General features: G+C 73.0%; 18 protein-coding genes. 11 read left to right on the top strand and 7 right to left on the bottom strand.

Features of this window, described 5'->3' with window-relative positions; all coding sequences use genetic code 11:
- Nucleotides 1–16: 16 nt before the first annotated feature.
- Both AB0447_RS04530 and AB0447_RS04525 read left to right on the top strand, forming a co-directional pair.
- Entirely contained in the window at nucleotides 17–895 is an 879-nt protein-coding gene (locus AB0447_RS04530) for a PHP domain-containing protein (RefSeq protein WP_366474960.1), read from the top strand.
- Nucleotides 896–994: 99 nt separating this feature from the next.
- Entirely contained in the window at nucleotides 995–1600 is a 606-nt protein-coding gene (locus AB0447_RS04525) for a MarC family protein (protein WP_366474959.1), read from the top strand.
- Between the two features lie 84 nt (nucleotides 1601–1684).
- On the opposite strand, the gene AB0447_RS04520 is transcribed toward AB0447_RS04525, so the two are convergent.
- The 3 genes from AB0447_RS04520 to AB0447_RS04510 all read right to left on the bottom strand — a co-directional run bounded on the left by AB0447_RS04520 (nucleotide 1685) and on the right by AB0447_RS04510 (nucleotide 4817).
- On the bottom strand, nucleotides 1685–1825 hold the full coding sequence (locus AB0447_RS04520) for a hypothetical protein (RefSeq protein WP_366474958.1): 141 nt from the start codon (nucleotides 1823–1825) through the stop codon (nucleotides 1685–1687).
- Between the two features lie 97 nt (nucleotides 1826–1922).
- The gene (locus tag AB0447_RS04515) at nucleotides 1923–2789 is read right to left on the bottom strand and encodes an alpha/beta hydrolase (protein WP_366474957.1); all 867 of its coding nucleotides are present in this window, start codon (nucleotides 2787–2789) and stop codon (nucleotides 1923–1925) included.
- Nucleotides 2790–2879: 90 nt separating this feature from the next.
- Nucleotides 2880–4817 (bottom strand): DEAD/DEAH box helicase, encoded by a 1938-nt coding sequence (locus AB0447_RS04510; RefSeq protein WP_366474956.1) that lies wholly within the window; start codon nucleotides 4815–4817, stop codon nucleotides 2880–2882.
- A gap of 465 nt (nucleotides 4818–5282) precedes the next feature.
- Between AB0447_RS04510 and AB0447_RS04505 the strand changes: the two genes are divergently transcribed.
- Nucleotides 5283–6041 carry a ferritin-like fold-containing protein gene (locus tag AB0447_RS04505; protein WP_366474955.1) on the top strand — a complete coding sequence of 253 codons (759 nt, stop codon included), beginning with the start codon at nucleotides 5283–5285 and terminating at the stop codon, nucleotides 6039–6041.
- Between the two features lie 11 nt (nucleotides 6042–6052).
- On the opposite strand, the gene AB0447_RS04500 is transcribed toward AB0447_RS04505, so the two are convergent.
- From AB0447_RS04500 to AB0447_RS04485, 4 genes are all read right to left on the bottom strand, one after another.
- A complete protein-coding gene (locus AB0447_RS04500) occupies nucleotides 6053–6352 on the bottom strand; it encodes a hypothetical protein (RefSeq protein ID WP_366475093.1) in 300 nt (99 codons plus the stop codon).
- A gap of 124 nt (nucleotides 6353–6476) precedes the next feature.
- On the bottom strand, nucleotides 6477–6704 hold the full coding sequence (locus tag AB0447_RS04495) for a DUF3107 domain-containing protein (protein WP_366474954.1): 228 nt from the start codon (nucleotides 6702–6704) through the stop codon (nucleotides 6477–6479).
- A gap of 158 nt (nucleotides 6705–6862) precedes the next feature.
- Nucleotides 6863–7504: a TetR/AcrR family transcriptional regulator gene (locus AB0447_RS04490; protein WP_366474953.1), complete on the bottom strand. Its 642-nt coding sequence runs from the start codon at nucleotides 7502–7504 to the stop codon at nucleotides 6863–6865.
- A gap of 124 nt (nucleotides 7505–7628) precedes the next feature.
- Nucleotides 7629–7841: a hypothetical protein gene (locus tag AB0447_RS04485; protein ID WP_366474951.1), complete on the bottom strand. Its 213-nt coding sequence runs from the start codon at nucleotides 7839–7841 to the stop codon at nucleotides 7629–7631.
- Nucleotides 7842–7977: 136 nt separating this feature from the next.
- On the opposite strand from AB0447_RS04485, the gene AB0447_RS04480 reads away from it, so the two are divergent.
- The 8 genes from AB0447_RS04480 to AB0447_RS04445 all read left to right on the top strand — a co-directional run bounded on the left by AB0447_RS04480 (nucleotide 7978) and on the right by AB0447_RS04445 (nucleotide 17882).
- On the top strand, nucleotides 7978–8988 hold the full coding sequence (locus AB0447_RS04480; protein ID WP_366474950.1) for an alpha/beta hydrolase: 1011 nt from the start codon (nucleotides 7978–7980) through the stop codon (nucleotides 8986–8988).
- A 6-nt stretch (nucleotides 8989–8994) separates the two neighbouring features.
- A complete protein-coding gene (locus AB0447_RS04475; protein ID WP_366474949.1) occupies nucleotides 8995–10356 on the top strand; it encodes a DUF3152 domain-containing protein in 1362 nt (453 codons plus the stop codon).
- A gap of 57 nt (nucleotides 10357–10413) precedes the next feature.
- On the top strand, nucleotides 10414–10509 hold the full coding sequence (locus tag AB0447_RS04470) for an Ms4533A family Cys-rich leader peptide (RefSeq protein WP_366474948.1): 96 nt from the start codon (nucleotides 10414–10416) through the stop codon (nucleotides 10507–10509).
- Between the two features lie 147 nt (nucleotides 10510–10656).
- Nucleotides 10657–12387, top strand: coding sequence for an ABC transporter substrate-binding protein (locus AB0447_RS04465; protein ID WP_366474947.1), 1731 nt, complete (start codon nucleotides 10657–10659; stop codon nucleotides 12385–12387).
- Nucleotides 12384–13367 (top strand): ABC transporter permease, encoded by a 984-nt coding sequence (locus tag AB0447_RS04460; RefSeq protein ID WP_366474946.1) that lies wholly within the window; start codon nucleotides 12384–12386, stop codon nucleotides 13365–13367. Before AB0447_RS04465 ends, AB0447_RS04460 begins: the two co-directional genes overlap by 4 nt.
- Entirely contained in the window at nucleotides 13364–14356 is a 993-nt protein-coding gene (locus AB0447_RS04455; RefSeq protein ID WP_366474945.1) for an ABC transporter permease, read from the top strand. Before AB0447_RS04460 ends, AB0447_RS04455 begins: the two co-directional genes overlap by 4 nt.
- Nucleotides 14353–16221 (top strand): ABC transporter ATP-binding protein, encoded by a 1869-nt coding sequence (locus AB0447_RS04450; RefSeq protein WP_366474944.1) that lies wholly within the window; start codon nucleotides 14353–14355, stop codon nucleotides 16219–16221. The genes AB0447_RS04455 and AB0447_RS04450 overlap by 4 nt, the downstream gene beginning before the upstream one ends.
- A gap of 146 nt (nucleotides 16222–16367) precedes the next feature.
- Nucleotides 16368–17882 carry a glycosyltransferase gene (locus AB0447_RS04445; RefSeq protein ID WP_366474943.1) on the top strand — a complete coding sequence of 505 codons (1515 nt, stop codon included), beginning with the start codon at nucleotides 16368–16370 and terminating at the stop codon, nucleotides 17880–17882.
- Nucleotides 17883–18028: the final 146 nt, after the last annotated feature.

Below are 18028 nucleotides of genomic sequence, written 5' to 3'. Positions count from 1 at the left end.
CCCCTGGAGCCGTGCTGTGCGCATCGACCTGCACACCCACTCCACGGCCTCCGACGGCACGGACACCCCCACCGAGCTGGTCCGCCACGCGGCCGCCGCCGGGCTGGACGTGATCGCGCTGACCGACCACGACACCGTGGGCGGGTACGCCGAGGCCATCGCCGCCCTGCCGGCCGGGCTGACCCTGGTGACCGGCGCCGAGCTGTCCTGCCGCCTGGACGGCATCGGGGTGCACATGCTGGCGTACCTCTTCGACCCCGAGGAGCCCGAGCTCTCGCGCGAGCGGGAGCTGGTCCGCGACGACCGCACCCCCCGCGCCCAGGCGATGATCGGCAAGCTCCGCGACCTCGGCGTCCCCGTCACCTGGGAGCAGGTCGCCCGGATCGCCGGTGAGGGTTCGGTCGGCCGCCCGCACATCGCGACCGCGCTGGTCGAGCTGGGCGTCGTACCGACCGTCTCGGACGCCTTCACCCCGGACTGGCTGGCCGACGGCGGCCGCGCGTACGCCGAGAAGCACGAGCTGGACCCCTTCGACGCCATCCGCCTGGTCAAGGCGGCCGGCGGGGTCACCGTCTTCGCGCACCCGGGCGCGGTCAAGCGCGGGCAGTGCGTCCCGGAGAGCGTCATAGCCGAGCTGGCGGCCGCGGGCCTGGACGGCATCGAGGTCGACCACATGGACCACGACACCCTCACCCGGGCGCGGCTGCGGGGCCTCGCCGGGGAGCTGGGCCTGCTGACGACCGGCTCCAGCGACTACCACGGCAGCCGCAAGACCTGTCGCCTCGGGGAGTACACGACCGACCCCGAGATCTACGGCGAGATCACGCGCCGCGCGACGGGTGCCTTCCCGGTGCCCGGGGCGGGCGGACGCCCCCATCACGCGTCCCGGCCGTAGCCGGACCGGCCCGACCCCGCTTCTTCCTTCCGCGCTCCCGGCCGCAGCCGCCGCTGCGCGCGCCCCTGTTGTGTACGACCACTCCTGCAAGGCATCTCTGTGTTCGACTTCGCCGTCTTCGGATCCCTTTTTCTCACCCTTTTTGTGATTATGGACCCCCCGGGGATCACGCCGATCTTCCTCGCCCTGACCTCGGGCCGCCCTGCCAAGGTGCAGCGCCGGATGGCCTGGCAGGCCGTCTGCGTGGCCTTCGGCGTCATCGCCGTCTTCGGCATCTGCGGCCAGCAGATCCTGGACTACCTGCACGTCTCGGTGCCCGCCCTCATGATCGCGGGTGGTCTGCTGCTGCTCCTGATCGCGCTGGACCTGCTGACGGGCAAGACGGACGAGCCCAAGCAGACCAAGGACGTGAACGTCGCGCTGGTGCCGCTGGGCATGCCGCTGCTGGCCGGCCCCGGTGCGATCGTGTCGGTGATCCTGGCCGTGCAGAAGGCCGACGGCTTCGGCGGCCAGGTCTCGGTGTGGGCCGCGATCGTCGCCATGCACGTGGTGCTGTGGCTGGTCATGCGGTACTCCCTGGTGATCATCCGGGTGATCCGGGACGGCGGCGTGGTCCTGGTGACCCGGCTCGCGGGCATGATGCTGTCGGCGATCGCCGTGCAGCAGATCATCAACGGCGTGCTCCAGGTGGTGCACGGCGCCTGACCCCGCCCGCACAGAAGGCCCCCGCTCCGTCCGGAGCGGGGGCCTTCTGCGTTTTCGGCGTGTGCGACAGGCTGAGGAGGACGCCTACTCGGCCGGTCGGATCAGAATGCGCTGGCCGACCGCGGCGGCCTGCTGCACGATCCGGTTGACGGAGGACGCGTCCACGACGGTGCTGTCCACGGCGTTCCCGTCGACATCGTCCAGGCGCAGTATCTCGAAGCGCATGGGGCTTCTCCCTTCGTCGGTGTTCTCCTTGCATACGGGTCAACGAAGTGTAGGACGCAATCATTCCCTACGCTAAGGAAATTTTTTCACTGGCTAATTACCCCTCGGTACCGGAGCCCGGTACGGAGTCCCAGAACGCGGCCAGCGCAGCGGCCGTCGCGGGCGCGTCCTCGGCGTTGGGGGAGTGCTCGGTGCCCGGGATCACCACCCGCGCCGCACCCAGCCGAAGGGCCATGTCGTCCATGAGCGGGACCGGCCAGGCGTAGTCCACCGCCCCCGAGAGCACGAGCTTGGGCAGCACCACCCGGCCCAGCTCGGCCACCCGGTCGGGCTCGGAGATCAGCGCGCGACCGGTGGCGATCAGCTGCTCGGGCACGGTCGACATCCAGCGCCGGCGCAGGAACTCGGCGACCTCGGCGGTGTCCGGGGCGGCGTCCTCCGGGTCCTGCGCGCGCATCGCCGCCCACACCGCGGCCATGTCGTCGCGCATCGCTTCGAGCGCGGCGACCAGCAGCTTCGTACGGGCCTGCTGGGCCTCGGTGATGGCGGCGGGTCCGCTGCTCATCAGGGTGAGGCTGCGGAACGGTGCGGCATCGCGGATCACCGCGGCGCGGGAGATCAGCCCGCCGAGGGAATGCCCCAGGAGGTGGACCGGGGTGTCGAGGGCGGCCACCTGCGCGAGCAGGTCCCGGGCGAGCTCGTCGAGGGCGTACGCGGACTCCTCGCGCGGGCCGGGGCTCTCGTGCTGGCCGCGTCCGTCCACGGCGACGACCCGGTAGCCGGCGGCGGCCAGCGGCTCCAGCAGGCCGATGAAGTCCTCCTTGCTGCCGGTGAAGCCCGGGACCAGCAGGGCCGTACCGCGCAGCGGTTCACCGGCCTCGTGCACGGCGAACTCGCCGCGCGCGGTCTCCAGGAGGCGGGCACGGGCGCACGGGGGCAGCGTCAGGCGCGGCGGCTTGCTCATGCGCCCACGTTACTGGCCGGTCGCCCCCGGAGAAACGCCGATGGCCCGGCCCCTCGGGAAGAGGGACCGGGCCATCGGAGGGGCTGCGGGTTACGCCTCGGGCGCTTCCGCCACCTTGCGGGTACGGGTGCGGCGGGGCTTGGCCGGGGCCGAAGCCTCGGGGGCCTCGGCGGCCACCGGCGCGGCCTCGGCGGCCTTGCGGGTGCGCGTCCGCTTCGGCTTGGCCGGAGCCTCCTCGGCGACCGGGGTCACCGGGGTCTCGACCGCTGCGGCGGCCTTCCGGGGGGCCCGGGTCCGACGCGCCCTGACCGGCTCGACCGGGGGAGCCATCTGGAAGTCCGGCTCCGGGGCCTCGGCCACGGCGGCGACCTTGCGGGTCCGCGTCCGCTTCGGCTCGGCCGGGGCTTCCTCGACGGCCGGGGTCACCGGGGTCACCGGAGCCTCGGCGGCCTTGCGGGTGCGGGTGCGGCGCGGCTTGGCCGGGGCCTCCTCCGCGACCGGGGCGGCCTCGGCGATCTCGGCGACCGGAGTCACCGGAGCGGCAACGGCAACGGCGGCGGACGCCGACGACGCGGTCGACGAGACCGCGGTCGACGAGGACCGGGTCCGGCGGCGACGCGGCTTGCGCGGCTCCGCCAGGGCCTCCTCGCCCACCGGCGCGGCCTCGGCGGCCGGAAGCGGGGTCACCGCGGCGTCACCGGCGGCGAGCTCCGCACCACCACGGGTCCGGCGGCGCTGGCGCGGCGTCCGGGTGCGGGCGGGCCGCTCCTCGGTCACCACCGCGGCAGCGGCGGGCTTGCGCCCGCGGCCGCCGGTCTCGCCCAGGTCCTCGAGGTCCTCGGCCTTCAGGCCGGCCCGCGTGCGCTCGGCGCGCGGCAGGACGCCCTTGGTGCCGGCCGGGATGTTCATCTCCTCGAACAGGTGCGGAGACGTGGAGTACGTCTCGACCGGGTCGTGGAAGTCCAGCTCCAGCGCCTTGTTGATCAGCTGCCAGCGCGGGATGTCGTCCCAGTCGACCAGGGTGACGGCGATGCCCTTGTTGCCCGCGCGGCCGGTACGGCCCACGCGGTGCAGGAAGGTCTTCTCGTCCTCCGGCGTCTGGTAGTTGATGACGTGGGTGACACCCTCGACATCGATGCCGCGGGCGGCGACGTCGGTGCAGACCAGCACGTCGACCTTGCCGTTGCGGAACGCGCGCAGCGCCTGCTCGCGCGCACCCTGGCCCAGGTCGCCGTGGACGGCGCCGGAGGCGAATCCGCGCTTCTCCAGCTGCTCGGCGATGTCGGCCGCCGTGCGCTTGGTACGGCAGAAGATCATGGCCAGGCCGCGGCCCTCGGCCTGCAGGATGCGGGAGACGAGCTCCGGCTTGTCCATGTTGTGCGCACGGAAGACGTGCTGCTTGATGTTGGCGACGGTCACGCCCTCGCCCTCGGGAGAGGTGGCGCGGATGTGCGTCGGCTGCGTCATGTACCGGCGGGCCAGGCCGATGACCGCGCCCGGCATGGTCGCCGAGAACAGCATGGTCTGACGCTTCGGCGGCAGGTGGTTGATGATCTTCTCGACGTCGGGCAGGAAGCCCAGGTCGAGCATCTCGTCGGCCTCGTCCAGGACCAGGGCCCGGATGTGGGACAGGTCCAGCTTCTTCTGGCCCGCGAGGTCCAGCAGGCGGCCCGGGGTGCCGACGATGATGTCGACGCCCTTCTTGAGCGCCTCGACCTGCGGCTCGTACGCGCGGCCGCCGTATATGGCGAGGACGCGGACGTTGCGGACCTTGCCGGCCTGCAGGAGGTCGTTGGTGACCTGGGTGCACAGCTCGCGGGTCGGAACCACCACGAGGGCCTGCGGGGCGTCGGTCAGCTGCTCGGGCGTCGCCCGGCCGGCCTCGACGTCCGCGGGGACGGTGACCCGCTCCAGCAGCGGAAGGCCGAAACCGAGCGTCTTGCCGGTTCCGGTCTTCGCCTGGCCGATGACGTCCGTGCCGGAAAGGGCGACGGGGAGGGTCATCTCCTGGATCGGGAAGGGGGACACGATGCCGACGGCTTCAAGGGCCTCGGCGGTCTCGGGAAGGATCCCGAGGTCTCGGAACGTAGTCAGGGTGCTGCCTCTTCTGTGAGACGCGGCGCGAGGCGGCGAGGGGGGTCGTACCGTGCCTGGCTTGCAGTACTTGCTGTGTACGTACGAAGCTGCGCGGGACCACTGCCTTCGCTCAAGCGCACTCATGCCGCTGAGGGGGCCCCTCATGGGAGGCGGTACGCATGAACGTACGCACCACACCGAGGGCGGTCGGTTGGAGCCGATCGGGCCACCGACCGGGCATCCTCATTCGGATGGCCCGCCGAGTGTTCGGCAGGCGCATTACCACTGTACCCCGGAATCGCGCAGGTGTGTCGGGTGAATTCACCGGGGCGGCGCCCGCTCAGGTGCCCCGAGGGCACCGCGGAACGGGCCGGGCGGGTGGTTCCGGGGCCCATTCAGCGGGCTATTGTGCGGAGCATGTCGACCGAAGAAAACGCACCGTCGTCCGCCGAAACCGCCGAAACGGGCGCTACCGGGATCGCCGCCCAGAACTGGGCCGACGCCTCCGCCTCGCCGCAGTACCGGGCGGCCGTCGTGGACCTGCTCGGGGCGCTCGCGTACGGAGAGCTCGCGGCGTTCGAGCGGCTGGCCGAGGACGCGAAGATGGCGCCCACCCTCGCCGACAAGGCGGAGCTCGCCAAGATGGCCTCCGCCGAATTCCACCACTTCGAGCGGCTGCGCGACCGGCTCACGGCGATCGACGCCGAGCCCACCGCGGCCATGGAGCCCTTCGCGAAGGGCGTCGACGACTTCCACCGGCAGACCGCGCCCTCGGACTGGCTGGAGGGCCTGGTCAAGGCCTACGTCGGCGACTCCATCGCCAGTGACTTCTACCGCGAGGTGGCCAGCCACCTGGACTCCGACACCCGCGCCCTGGTCCTCGGCGTGCTCGACGACACCGGCCACGGCAATTTCGCGGTCGAGAAGGTGCGGGCCGCGATCGAGGCCGACCCGCGGGTCGGCGGCCGCCTCGCACTGTGGGCCCGCCGGCTGATGGGAGAGGCCCTCTCGCAGGCGCAGCGGGTGGTCGCCGAGCGCGACGCGCTGTCCACCATGCTGGTCGGCGGGGTCGACGGGATGGCGGCCGGCTTCGACCTGGCAGCCGTCGGCGAGATGTTCACCCGCATCACCAAGGCCCACACCAAGCGAATGGCGGCCCTGGGCCTGGCCGCCTGACCCTCACTCAGTCATCCGCCCGACGGGACCGAAAACGGAGCCCGCCGGGCGGGCCTCCCCGAGCGTCCGTTCGGACGCAGCAGCAGGGACAGCACCACGGCGGAGACCAGCACCGCGCCGATGAAGGTCGCGGGCAGCGTGCTGTGGCCCGGGCCCATCGCAAAGTGCGTCAGATAAGCGCCGAACAGCGCCCCGAGCACCCCGCTGACCAGCACGAGGCGCGGCGAAGGCAGCCGCCCGCCGAGGACTCTCACCGCGGCGGCGGACAGGCCGAGACCCAGCAGGGCCGAGCCGAGCGCTTCCAGCAGCAGCATTGAGGTTCCTCCCACACGTCGGGCAAACCGGGTCACAGGCGGTCCTACCCGAAGCGGAAGAAAGGGAAACGGCCCGGTGGGGACTCCCACCGGGCCGTTTCTCCGTGCTCAGCCCGTGTGCTCAGAGGGCGCCGAAGCCCACCTTGCGGGTGCTCGGCTCGCCGATGTCGACGTACGACAGCCGGTCCGCCGGCACCAGCACCTTGCGGCCCTTGGTGTCCGTGAGCGAAAGCAGCTGCGACTTGCCCGTGAGCGCCTCGGTGACGGCCTTCTCGAGTTCCTCGGCGCTCAGTTCGGTCTCCAGCACGATCTCCCGGGGTGCGTGCTGCACGCCGATCTTGACCTCCACGGCTTGTCCCTCCGACGTCTCCGGGTCGCGCGATCTACCGCGCCGTACACCGGACACATTAGCCGGGCGAGAGGACCCGGACGGCGTACGGGGGGAACGCTCGCAGCGAACAGATCCGTACGAACCGTACGCCGGTGCTGCGCGCGCCGGGCCGCCCGCTAGTGCTGCTCGCTGCCGTGCAGCGGGAACCCGGCGATGCCCCGCCAGGCCAGGGAGGTGAGCAGGCCGACCGCCTTGTCCCGGGCCACCGGGCTCTCGCTGGACAGCCAGTACCGCGCGACCACCTGGGAGACGCCGCCCAGCCCCACGGCCAGCAGCATCGACTCGTCCTTCGACAGGCCGGTGTCCTCGGCGATCACGTCCGAGATGGCCTCGGCGCACTGGAGCGACACCCGGTCGACGCGCTCGCGCACCGCGGGCTCGTTGGTCAGATCCGATTCGAAGACCAGCCGGAACGCGCCGCCCTCGTCCTCCACGTACGCGAAGTACGCGTCCATCGTCGCCGCGACCCGCAGCTTGTTGTCGGTGGTCGAGGCGAGGGCCCCGCGCACCGCCAGCAGCAATGCCTCGCAGTGCTGGTCCAGCAGCGCCAGATAGAGGTCGAGCTTGCCGGGGAAGTGCTGGTAGAGCACCGGCTTGCTCACTCCCGCGCGCTCGGCGATGTCGTCCATCGCCGCCGCGTGGTAACCCTGCGCGACGAACACCTCCTGGGCCGCGCCCAGCAGCTGATTGCGTCGGGCTCGGCGCGGCAGTCGCGTGCCCCGCGGGCGCGCCGCCTCGGTCTGCTCGATGGCTGTCACGCCGCCTCCCACTTTCTCTCAGAACACAGTGCGCTGTGCGCCGCGCCGCCATCGTACTTTTCGGTAATCGAATCTGGAGGGTCCGGACCGAGATTTCTCGCGGTACGGACGCTCTTAGCGCTGGTCAGCGGTAGTCCTCTTCGTCGAGTGCGACGACCCGGGCCTGCTCGGCGGCGTCGCCGTCCGCAGCCTCGCCGCTCTCGAGCCCGGTCGGCGGGTCGTCTTCGCTCGGGGTGAGCTCGGCGGCCTGTTCCGCTGCGTCGGCCTCGGGGGCCTCCGCATCTGCCTTCGGTGACTGGTCCTGGAAGGTGTCAGGCTCCGCTGGGTCGGCACCCATGGGGCTCCCCTCATTTCCGTGCCCCGGCTTTCCATGTCTCAGTTACGAGCCTAGGAGAGTCGGAGGTGCAGCGCTACGCGGACTTGTGACGGCGGACACACGGGTTGCCGCGTGATCGTCTCGTAACATTGGCCGCATGTCTTCGACCGAGCTGCCGGGTGTACGGTCCGCCGCCGAGCTCGCCCCGCAGGCGGGCGGGGTCCGGGTGGCGGAAGGTGAGCGGCTGCGCAGCGTCGCGCTGCCCGGGCTGACGCTCACCGTGCGGTCGCGGCCGCCGGTCCGCCAGGGGCTGCCGCCCGCCCTGTTCGTGCACGGGCTCGGCGGGTCCTCGCTGAACTGGTCGGCCCTGATGCGGGAGCTGGAGGACACCGTCGACGGCGAGGCCGTCGACCTGCCCGGCTTCGGCGACTCGCCGCCGCCGGCCGACCGGGACTACTCGGTCACCGGACTCGCCCGGGCGGTGATCCGCTACCTCGATGCCAGCGGCCGCGGCCCCGTCCACCTGATCGCCAACTCCCTCGGCGGCGCCGTCAGCACCCGGGTCGCGGCCGTCCGGCCCGACCTGGTGCGCACCCTCACCCTGATCTCGCCCGCCATGCCGGAGCTGCGGGTGCAGTGGGCCGCCGTGCCCACCGCGCTCCTCGCGGCGCCGGGCGCGGCCGCCCTGGTCGGCCGGCTGACCCACGGGCTGACCGCCGAACAGCGCACGCGCGGAGTACTGGGCCTGTGTTACGGAGACCCCTCCCGGGTGACACCCGAGGGCTTCGAGAACGCGGTCGAGGAGATGGAACGGCGGATGGCCCTGCCGTACTTCTGGGAGGCGATGAGCCGCTCCTCGCGCGGCATCGTCGACGCCTACACCCTCGGCGGGCAGCACGGACTGTGGCGGCAGGCGCAGCGGGTTCTCGCACCGGCCCTGCTGGTCTACGGTGGCCGGGACCAGCTCGTGTCGTACCGCATGGCCCGCAAGGCCGCCGCGGCCTTCCGGGGTTCGCGGCTGCTGACCCTTCCCGAGGCCGGGCACGTGGCCATGATGGAGTACCCCGAGGTGGTCGCCGCGGCCTTCCGGGACCTCCTCCGGGACAACGACACCACCCCGGCCGGCAGCGGGAACGGCAGCGGCGAAGACACCGACGGCAGAGGCTGAGGATTCGTGGGACGACATAGTCGCAAGGGCCCCGCCTCACCCCCGCCCGCCACCACCCCGCCGCCCTCGGTCGCGCCCGGCATACCGCCGGTGGGAGCCGAGGGCGTCGCCGCGGGCGGTGCGGGCCGCAGGCGCCGGGTCGAACAGGCCGTCATCCACCAGGGGTACGGGCAGCAGCCCGCGCCCGAGGTGCGTGCCGGGCACCCCGAGGTGCGCGAGCCCGGCGGCGGCTGGGGCGCCGCGCCCGGCGCCGGGGCCGGGGCGGTCTACGGCGACTGGCGCGGGGCGCCCCGAACCCGCGCCACGCCCGGGACGGTCCTGGACTCCGACACCCCGGCCTTCGGCACTCCCGCGGTCGGCTTCCCGCAGGTCACCCTGCCGCCGGCCGAACCCGCCGGGTACGACGCACCGCCCGCGGATCCCCTCACCTCCACCGGCTCGCACCGCCGGGTGCCCGTACCGCGCACCGACCACCACGGCGGCGACGACCAGGCCGCGCCCCCGCCCGTGCGTGGCCTGAAGGTGCGCACGTACACCGGCATGGCCGCGGCCGCCGTCACCACCGTGCTCGCCGTGGTGGTGGCCGGGCAGGTCGCCGGGGACGAGAGCGCCGGGCGGACGCACGCGGGCGGGACGGGTGGCGAGAGCCGGGCCGCCGACGACCGGGCCGGGGCCTCCCGCTCCGACGACCGGCCGGCGGCCCCGGACACCGCGCAGGCCTCCGTGCCCCCGGCGGTTCCTGCCGCCCCGGTGGCCCCGGTGGAGAAGACGTACGAGCAGAAGATGGCCGAGCAGTTCCCGATCGACGCGAAACTCGCGGGCCCGGGCACCTTCGACACCGTGCCGGGCCTCGCCAAGGCCCCCGGCAAGGGGGATCTCGTCCGCTACCGGGTCGATGTGGAGCAAGGGCTCGGCCTGGACGGGCAGTTGTTCGCCGAGGCCGTGCAGCGCACCCTCAACGACAACCGGAGCTGGGCGCACAACGGGGCGCGCACCTTCGAGCGGGTCCCCTCCGGGGAGGTCGACTTCGTGGTCACCCTGGCCAGCCCGGGGACCACCGGAACCTGGTGCGCCAAGTCCGGCCTGGACACCACCATCGACAACGTCTCCTGCGACTCGGCCTCCACCGACCGGGTGATGATCAACGCGTACCGATGGGCGCAGGGCTCGCACACCTACGGCGCGCAGGCGATGTTCGCGTACCGGCAGATGCTGATCAACCACGAGGTCGGCCACCGGCTCGGAAACGGGCACGTCAGCTGCCGGACCCCGGGCGCACCCGCGCCGATCATGCAGCAGCAGACGAAGTCGCTCGATGTCGACGGAATTCCCTGCAAGCCCAATCCCTGGGTGTATCCGGGGAGTTGACGGCACCTCAAGGCGCCGCGTTGACAATCGGTCGGATCATCGGAGAGGGTTCTCCGCATGTCGCAGCACCACACCACCTCCGCGAGCGCCGCCATTGAGCTGGCGCTCCTCGGTGTGACCGCGCACAGCGTGGCCGACATCTTCTGTCGCTGACGTCGCCCGATCGCGCGCGCCGACAGCAACTCTTCCGTTTTCCGCCGCGCCCGGGCATATCCATGTCCGGGCGCGGCGTCGCGCATTGCCCCGGCGTGGAGATTTCGCATTTCCTCCCCTTTTCTTCTCGCCGAGAGGTCCTTTCCGATGTTCCGTCAGTCCCGCATATCGCGCCGTGTGGCCGCGGTCTCCGTCAGCCTCGTACTGGCCGGGGGCGCCGCGGCCTGCGGCCCCGAGGACGGCGCGGCCAAGGACACCGGCAAGCCCGGTACCGCCGGTGCGCCGCAGAAGGGCGGCACGCTGACCGTCCTCAACTCCGAGCCGCAGAACGACTTCGACCCGGCCCGCCTCTACACCTCCGGCGGCGGAAACGTGCCCTCGCTGGTGTTCCGTACGCTCACCACCCGCAACCGGGAGAACGGGGCGGCCGGCACCAAGGTGGTGCCCGACCTGGCCACCGACACCGGGCGGCCCAACGCCGACGCCACCGAGTGGACGTACACGCTCAAGGACGGGCTGAAGTACGAGGACGGCACCCCGATCACCAGCGCCGACATCAAATACGGCATCGAGCGGTCCTTCGCCGCCGAGCTGTCCGGCGGCGCCCCCTACCTGCGGGACTGGCTGGTCGGCGGCGAGTCCTACCAGGGCCCCTACAAGGACGGCGGCAAGGGCCTCGACTCCATCGTCGTGCCCGATGCGAAGACCATCGTCTTCAAGCTCCGCAAGCCCGAGGGCGAGTTCCCCTTCGTCGCCACCCAGACCCAGTTCGCGCCCGTCCCCAAGGCCAAGGACACCGGCGCGAAATACGAGGAGCACCCCGTCTCCTCCGGCCCCTACAAGGTGGTCGGGAACGAGAACGACGGCGAGCGGCTCACCCTGGAGCGCAACCCGCACTGGGACGAGAAGACCGACCAGGAGCGCAAGGCCTACCCGGACACCATCGACGTCCGCTCCGGCCTCGACTCCGCCGTCATCAACCAGCGGCTGACCACCAGCTCCGGCCCGGACGCCGCCGCCATCACCACCGACACCAACCTGGGCCCGGCCGAACTCGCCCAGATCGGCGACAACAAAGAGCTGGCCGGCAGGGTCGGCACCGGCCGCTTCGGCTACATCAACTACCTCGCCTTCAACCCCAAGGTGGCCCCCTTCGACATCCCCAAGGTCCGCCAGGCCATCTCCTACGCGATCAACCGCACCAGCGTGATCAACGCGGCCGGCGGCTCCGCCCTCGCCGAGCCCGCCACCACCTTCCTGCCCGAGAAGGAGGCGTTCGGCTTCACCCCCTACGACCACTTCCCGGCGGGCCGGACCGGCGACCCCGCCAAGGCCAGGCAGCTCCTCGCCGAGGCCGGCCACCCGAACGGCCTGACCATCACCCTCACCCACTCCACCGCGCAGAACCGGCAGACCAGCCCCGAGGTCGCCACCGCCGTGCAGCAGGCGCTCGCCGCCGCCGGGATCACCGTCAAGCTGGAAGGCCTGGAGAACAACGCGTTCAACGAGCGCCGCTGGGACGCCAAGAACACCCCCGGCTTCTTCCTCTCCCGCTGGGGCGCCGACTGGCCCTCCGGCGGCCCCTTCCTCGCCCCGATCTTCGACGGCCGGCAGATCGTCACCGACGGCTCCAACTACAACCACGCGCAGCTGAACGACCCCGCCGTGAACACCGAGATCGACGAGATCAACAAGCTCACCGATCTGGCGGCGGCCGGCAAGCGCTGGGGCGCCCTGGACAAGAAGATCGGCGAGCAGGCCCTCGACGTCCCGCTCTTCCACCCCGTCTACAAGCGGCTGGTCGGCAAGGACGTCAAGAACGTCGTGATCAGCGACTGGACCGGCGTCCTCGACATCTCGCAGGTCGCCGTCAAGTGACCGTCACAGCCGATCGGACGGCGCCCGCGCCCGGGGTCACCACCCCGGGCGCGGGCACCGCGCGCCAGATCCGGCGGCGCCTGCGCCGCCGCCCCGAGGCCCTCGCGGCCGCCGCCGTCCTGGCGCTCCTCGTCCTCCTCGCCCTCACCGCGCCGCTGCTCGCCCAGCTCACCGGCCAGGACCCCGACACGTACCACGACGACCTCGTCGACTCCGCGCGCGGCGGCGTCCCGCTCGGCTCCTTCGGCGGCGTCTCCGCCGACCACTGGCTCGGCGTCGAACCCGGCACCGGCCGCGACCTGTTCACCCGGCTCCTCTACGGCGCGCGGATCTCACTCCTCGTCGCCCTCGGTGCCACCGCCGTGTCGATCCTCGTCGGGGTGGCCGCCGGGCTTGCCGCCGCGCTCGGCAACCGCTTCGTGGGGGAGGTCATCGGCCGGTTCACCGATGTGATGATCGCCCTGCCCATGCTGGTGCTCGGCATCGCCCTCACCGCCGTCGTGCCGCCCGACTTCCCGCGGCCGCTGCTGCTGATCCTGGTCATCGGACTGCTCGACTGGGGCGGCACCGCCCGGATGGTGCGCGCCCACACCCTCGCCCTGCGCGGCCTGGACTTCGTGGAATCCGCCCGCCTCTCCGGCAACGGCACGCTGCGGATCGCCCGCCGCGAGCTGCTGCCCTCGCTGGCCGCACCCGTCATCACCCTCGCCGCGATCAAGGTGCCCACCGCCATGGTGGCCGAGGCCTCGCTGTCCTTCCTCGGCGTCGGCGTGAAACCGCCCACCCCCTCCTGGGGCCAGATGCTGTCCAGCGCCCAGACCTGGTTCCGCGCCGACCCCGCCTACGTCCTGCTCCCCGCCGGGCTGCTCTTCGTCACCGTGCTCGCCTTCACCGTGCTCGGCGACGCCGTACGCGCGGCCCTCGACCCGCGCGAAGGCTCCCGCCTGCGGGTCGGTACCGGAAAGGAGCGCAAGGGGTGACCCGCTTCGTGCTCAAACGGACCGGCGGCGCACTGCTCGTGCTGCTCGCCCTGTCCGTCATCGTCTACGCCCTCTTCTACCTCGCCCCCGGCGACCCCGCCCGCCTCGCCTGCGGGGAGCGCTGCAACCCGGCGCAGATCGCCCAGGTCCGCGAACAGCTCGGGCTGAACGAATCCGCGGTCGCCCAGTACCTGCACTTCCTCCAGGGACTGCTGCTGGGCCGGGACCACTCCGCCGGCGCCGGGCTGGTCCTGCACTGCGACGCGCCCTGCCTCGGATTCACGTACCAGAACGACCAGCAGGTCACCGAGCTGATCCTGGACCGGCTGCCCGCCACCCTGTCGCTGGCACTGGGCGCGCTGGTGATCTGGCTGGTGGTCGGCGTCGGCACCGGGCTGCTGTCCGCGCTGCGCCGCGGCGGAATCACCGAGCGGGTGCTGACCGTCCTCACCCTCGCCGGGACCGGCACCCCCGTTTTCATCCTGGGGCTGCTGCTGCTCATGACCGTCTGCGCCCACCTGCAGTGGCTGCCGTTCCCGACGTACGTGCCGCTGGGCGAGGACCCCGAGCAGTGGGCCTGGAACCTGCTGCTGCCCTGGGTGACGCTCGGCCTCTTCGAGAGCGCCAAATACGCACGGCTGACGCGCAGTTCGACCCTGGAAACCCTCGCCGAGGATCACATCCGGACCTTCCGCGCCTACGGGGTGGGGGAGCGGGCCATCGTCACCCGGCACGCGGTGCGCGGCGCCGTGGCCCCCGTGATCGCGCTCAGCGCCGTCGACTTCGGCACGATGATCGGCGGCGCCGTGCTGACGGAGTCGCTGTTCGGGATCCCCGGTCTCGGCAAGACCCTCATCGACGGGGTGCGGGTCGTGGACCTGCCCGTCGTGGTGGGCGTCGTCCTGACGATCGGCACGGCCGTGGTCCTCGCGGGCGCGATCGCCGACCTGCTCTACGCCGCCGCGGACCGAAGGGTGGCCCTCGCATGACGGAACTGCTGGTGGAGGTCACCGACCTCGTGGTCGACTTCCCGGTCGGCGGGGCGGGAGAGTACGTACGGGCCGTGGACGGGGTCTCCTTCACCCTGGAGCCGGGACGCGCCCTGGGCATCGTCGGCGAGTCCGGCAGCGGCAAGTCCACCGTGGCCGCGGCCCTGCTGGGACTGCACCGCGGTACGGGTGCCCGCCTGGGCGGCACCGTCCGGGTGGGCGGCACCGACGTGGGCACGGCACCGGCGGCCGAGCTGCGCCGGCTGCGCGGCGGCACCGCCGCCATGGTCTTCCAGGACCCGCTGAGCTCCCTGGACCCGTACCACGCCATCGGCGACCAGATCGCCGAGGTCCACCGGATCCACGCGGACGTCTCCCGGCGGGCCGCCCGGGCGCGGGCCGTCGAGGTGCTGGACCGGGTCGGCATCCCGGACGCGGCCCGCCGCGCCCGGTCCCGCCCGCACGAGTTCAGCGGCGGCATGCGCCAGCGCGCCCTCATCGCCATGGCCCTGGCCTGCGAGCCGCGGCTGCTGATCGCCGACGAGCCGACCACCGCGCTCGACGTCACCGTCCAGGCGCAGATCCTGGACCTGCTGCACGGGCTGCGGGAGGAGCGGGGGCTGGGGCTGTTGCTGGTCACCCACGACGTGGGGGTGGCGGCGGAGAGCGTGGACGAGCTGCTGGTCATGCGCGGCGGCACCGCCGTGGAGCGGGGCCCGGTGGGGGCCGTTCTCTCGGCCCCGGCCGACCCCTATACCCGTGCCCTGCTGGCGGCAGTGCCGAGACTGGACGCACCGCGGGTCCTTCGGGCGCTGCCCGGACCCGCGCCTCGACCGTCGGCGGGGCTGGGGGTGTCGGCGGGGCTCGAGGATCTGGGCTCTGCCCCGGACTCCGCGCCTCGATCGCCGGCGGGGCTGGGGGTGTCGGCGGGGCCGGGGGTGTCGGCGGGGCCGGGGGTGTCGGCGGGGCTGGGATCGGGCTCGGCGCGCTTCGGGCCGTCCGGCGAGGGCGGGCCCGTCGTCGAGGCCGTGGCCGTGCGGCGGGAGTTCGGGCGGGGGAAGCGTCGGGTCGTCGCCGTCGGCGGGGTGTCGCTCACCGTGCACGCCGGGGAGACCCTCGGGATCGTCGGCGAGAGCGGCTCCGGCAAGAGCACCCTGGGACGGATGCTCGTCGGGCTGCTCGAGCCCGGCTCCGGGCAGGTGCGGCACGCGGAACGGGAAACGCGGGGGGTCGTCCCGGGCGTACAGATGGTGTTCCAGGACCCGGTCTCCTCCCTCAACCCGCGCCGGTCCGTCGGCGAATCCATCGCCGACCCGCTGCGCGCGGCGGGGGAGCGCGACGAGACCGCGATCCGGGCCCGGGTCGGGGAACTCCTCGACCGGGTCGGTCTCGACCCCGGGCACTACGACCGCTACCCGCACGAGTTCAGCGGCGGCCAGCGGCAGCGCGTCGGCATTGCCCGCGCCCTCGCCCCCGACCCCCGGCTGATCGTCTGCGACGAACCCGTCTCGGCGCTCGACGTCACCACCCAGGCCCAGGTCACGAGCCTGCTCGCCGAACTCCAGCGGGACCTCGGACTGGCGCTCGTCTTCATCGCGCACGACCTGGCCGTCGTCCGGCAGGTCAGCGACCGGGTGGCGGTCATGCGGGACGGCCTGATCGTCGAGGAGGGCACTGCCGCCGAGGTGTACGACCGGCCGCAGCACCCCTACACCCGGCAGCTGCTCGCCGCCGTGCCCTCCCTCGACCCGGCCCGGGCCGCGGAACGGCGCGCGGCCCGCCGGGCGGTACCGGCGCCGGGCGAACGACCGGCCTCGGGTGAACAACCGGCTTCGGGTGAACACCCGGCCCCCGCCCGGGTGTAGCGCGGTCGAACGCCACCCGTACGGGAAAGTTACGACTCTTCACCCCTTCCGGTGGCGCGACGGACAACCGTCCGTCGCGCCACCGGCACATCCGCTTGAGTTCTCCCGCGGCGAACCGCCGCAACGGGAGAACGGGGGTGCCACGCGTGCGGATCGGATTACTGACGGACGGTGGTTCGAGGCTGTGGTGCGAGCGGCTCGTGCGCGGGCTCCCGCAGCACGAGTTCACGCTCTACACGCAGCCGCCGGCGGACGAGTACCGCCGGGCACACGGCCGCCGCTACCGACGCCGCGACCGCCGGAGGTTCACGCCCGCCTTCGGCGAGCTGGTCGCCGGCATCTGCGCCGCCGACGGCGCCGCCTTCGCCGACGGACTCTACGGCCTCGCCGAACTCGCCCGGGAACAGGGCGGGCTGCCCGCGGCCCTCCGCTCCGAGGACGCCCTGCGCATCCTGGAAGCCGGCTGCCGCGCCCCGGGCGCCGGGCGCACCGTACAGGCGGCCCGCGTCCCCGACCTGCTCGCCGTCCTGGACGGACTGGAGCGGGCCCTGCGGCCGCTCTCCCTCGACTGGTACGAGGACCTCGGCGCGGCCGACATCGTGCACGCCTCGGCCGGCGGGGTGGCGGCCCTGCCCGGCCTGCTGGCCAAACGCTTCTTCGGAGTCCCGCTGCTGGTCACCGAGTACGGCGTCCAACTCCGCGCGCACTACCTGCGACAGGCCGGCGCGGACCGCCCGGACGGGCCCCACCGCCCCGACCGGCCTGCGGTACGGGCGCTGCTGGCCTCCTTCCAGCTCCGGCTGGCCACCGAACTGTACGGCCGGGCCGATCTGCTGACCCCGGGCAATGCGCATGCGCGGCGCTGGCAGGAGCGGTGCGGGGCCGTGCGGGCGCAGCTGCGGACGGTCTACCCCGGGATGGAGGCGGACCGATTCGCCACCGTCGGCGAGGCCGCCGACCAGGGAGATCCCTACACCCTCGTCTGGGTCGGCCGGATCGAACCGGCCAAGGACCTCATCGGACTGCTGCACGCCTTCGCGGAGGTCCGCAGGGCCGAGCCGGGAGCACGGCTGCGGATCTGCGCGACCGGGACCGGCTCCCCGGCCTACCTGGCGGACTGCCGGGCCCTGGCCGCACAGCTCTTCCCCGACGAGGCGGCGGACACGGTGTCGGCCGGCGAGAACCCGGTCGCCTTCGAGGAGATCGGCGGGCCCGACACCCCCTCGCCGGCGGACGCGTACGGGGCGGGCCGGGTGGTGGTCTCCTCCTCCGTGGTGGAGGGCTTCCCGATCACCCTGGCCGAGGCGATGCTCTGCGGGCGGGCCACCGTGTCCACCGACGTCGGCGCGGTCTTCGAGGTCATCGGCGGTACCGGGCTGGTGGTTCCGCCTCGCAACCCGCGGGCGCTGGCCGAAGCGTGCGTGTCACTGCTGCGCGACCCGGAACGGGCGGCCCGGCTGGGGGCGGCGGCGCGGGCGCGGGCGCTCGAACTCTTCACGGTGGAGCAGAACGTGGCCGCGTTCCGGGAGATGTACCTGGACCTGATCGCCAGTGGGGCGTCGGCGGGGGTGGCGGGGGATGTGCCGTTCGGGGTGCCGGCGGAGGCGAGGGTGCCGGGGCACTGGACGACGCCGACCTGGGCTGCGGAGGCAACGGTATGACCCCCGCCTCCCCCTGGGACTCCGCCCCCGCCTCCCCGTGGGGCTCGGCCCCGGGCCCCATGTCCCAGGGCGCCGCCCCGAACTCCGTGCCTCGGGCGGTGCCCAGGGCCGTGGTCGGGGTTCCGCCGGTGGGCCTGCGCGGCGTC

The sequence above is a fragment of the Streptomyces sp. NPDC051211 genome (assembly GCF_040689505.1).
Lineage (GTDB): Bacteria > Actinomycetota > Actinomycetes > Streptomycetales > Streptomycetaceae > Streptomyces.
Note: the sequence above shows the minus strand (reverse complement) of the source record. Positions and strands in the feature narration are given on the sequence as shown.

Coding starts and splice junctions, on each gene's coding strand:
- AB0447_RS04520 (WP_366474958.1), bottom strand. CDS start 1,825: ATGCGCTTCGAGATACTGCGCCTGGACGATGTCGACGGGAACGCCGTG.
- AB0447_RS04515 (WP_366474957.1), bottom strand. CDS start 2,789: ATGAGCAAGCCGCCGCGCCTGACGCTGCCCCCGTGCGCCCGTGCCCGC.
- AB0447_RS04505 (WP_366474955.1), top strand. CDS start 5,283: ATGTCGACCGAAGAAAACGCACCGTCGTCCGCCGAAACCGCCGAAACG.
- AB0447_RS04485 (WP_366474951.1), bottom strand. CDS start 7,841: ATGGGTGCCGACCCAGCGGAGCCTGACACCTTCCAGGACCAGTCACCG.
- AB0447_RS04480 (WP_366474950.1), top strand. CDS start 7,978: ATGTCTTCGACCGAGCTGCCGGGTGTACGGTCCGCCGCCGAGCTCGCC.
- AB0447_RS04470 (WP_366474948.1), top strand. CDS start 10,414: ATGTCGCAGCACCACACCACCTCCGCGAGCGCCGCCATTGAGCTGGCG.
- AB0447_RS04465 (WP_366474947.1), top strand. CDS start 10,657: ATGTTCCGTCAGTCCCGCATATCGCGCCGTGTGGCCGCGGTCTCCGTC.
- AB0447_RS04450 (WP_366474944.1), top strand. CDS start 14,353: ATGACGGAACTGCTGGTGGAGGTCACCGACCTCGTGGTCGACTTCCCG.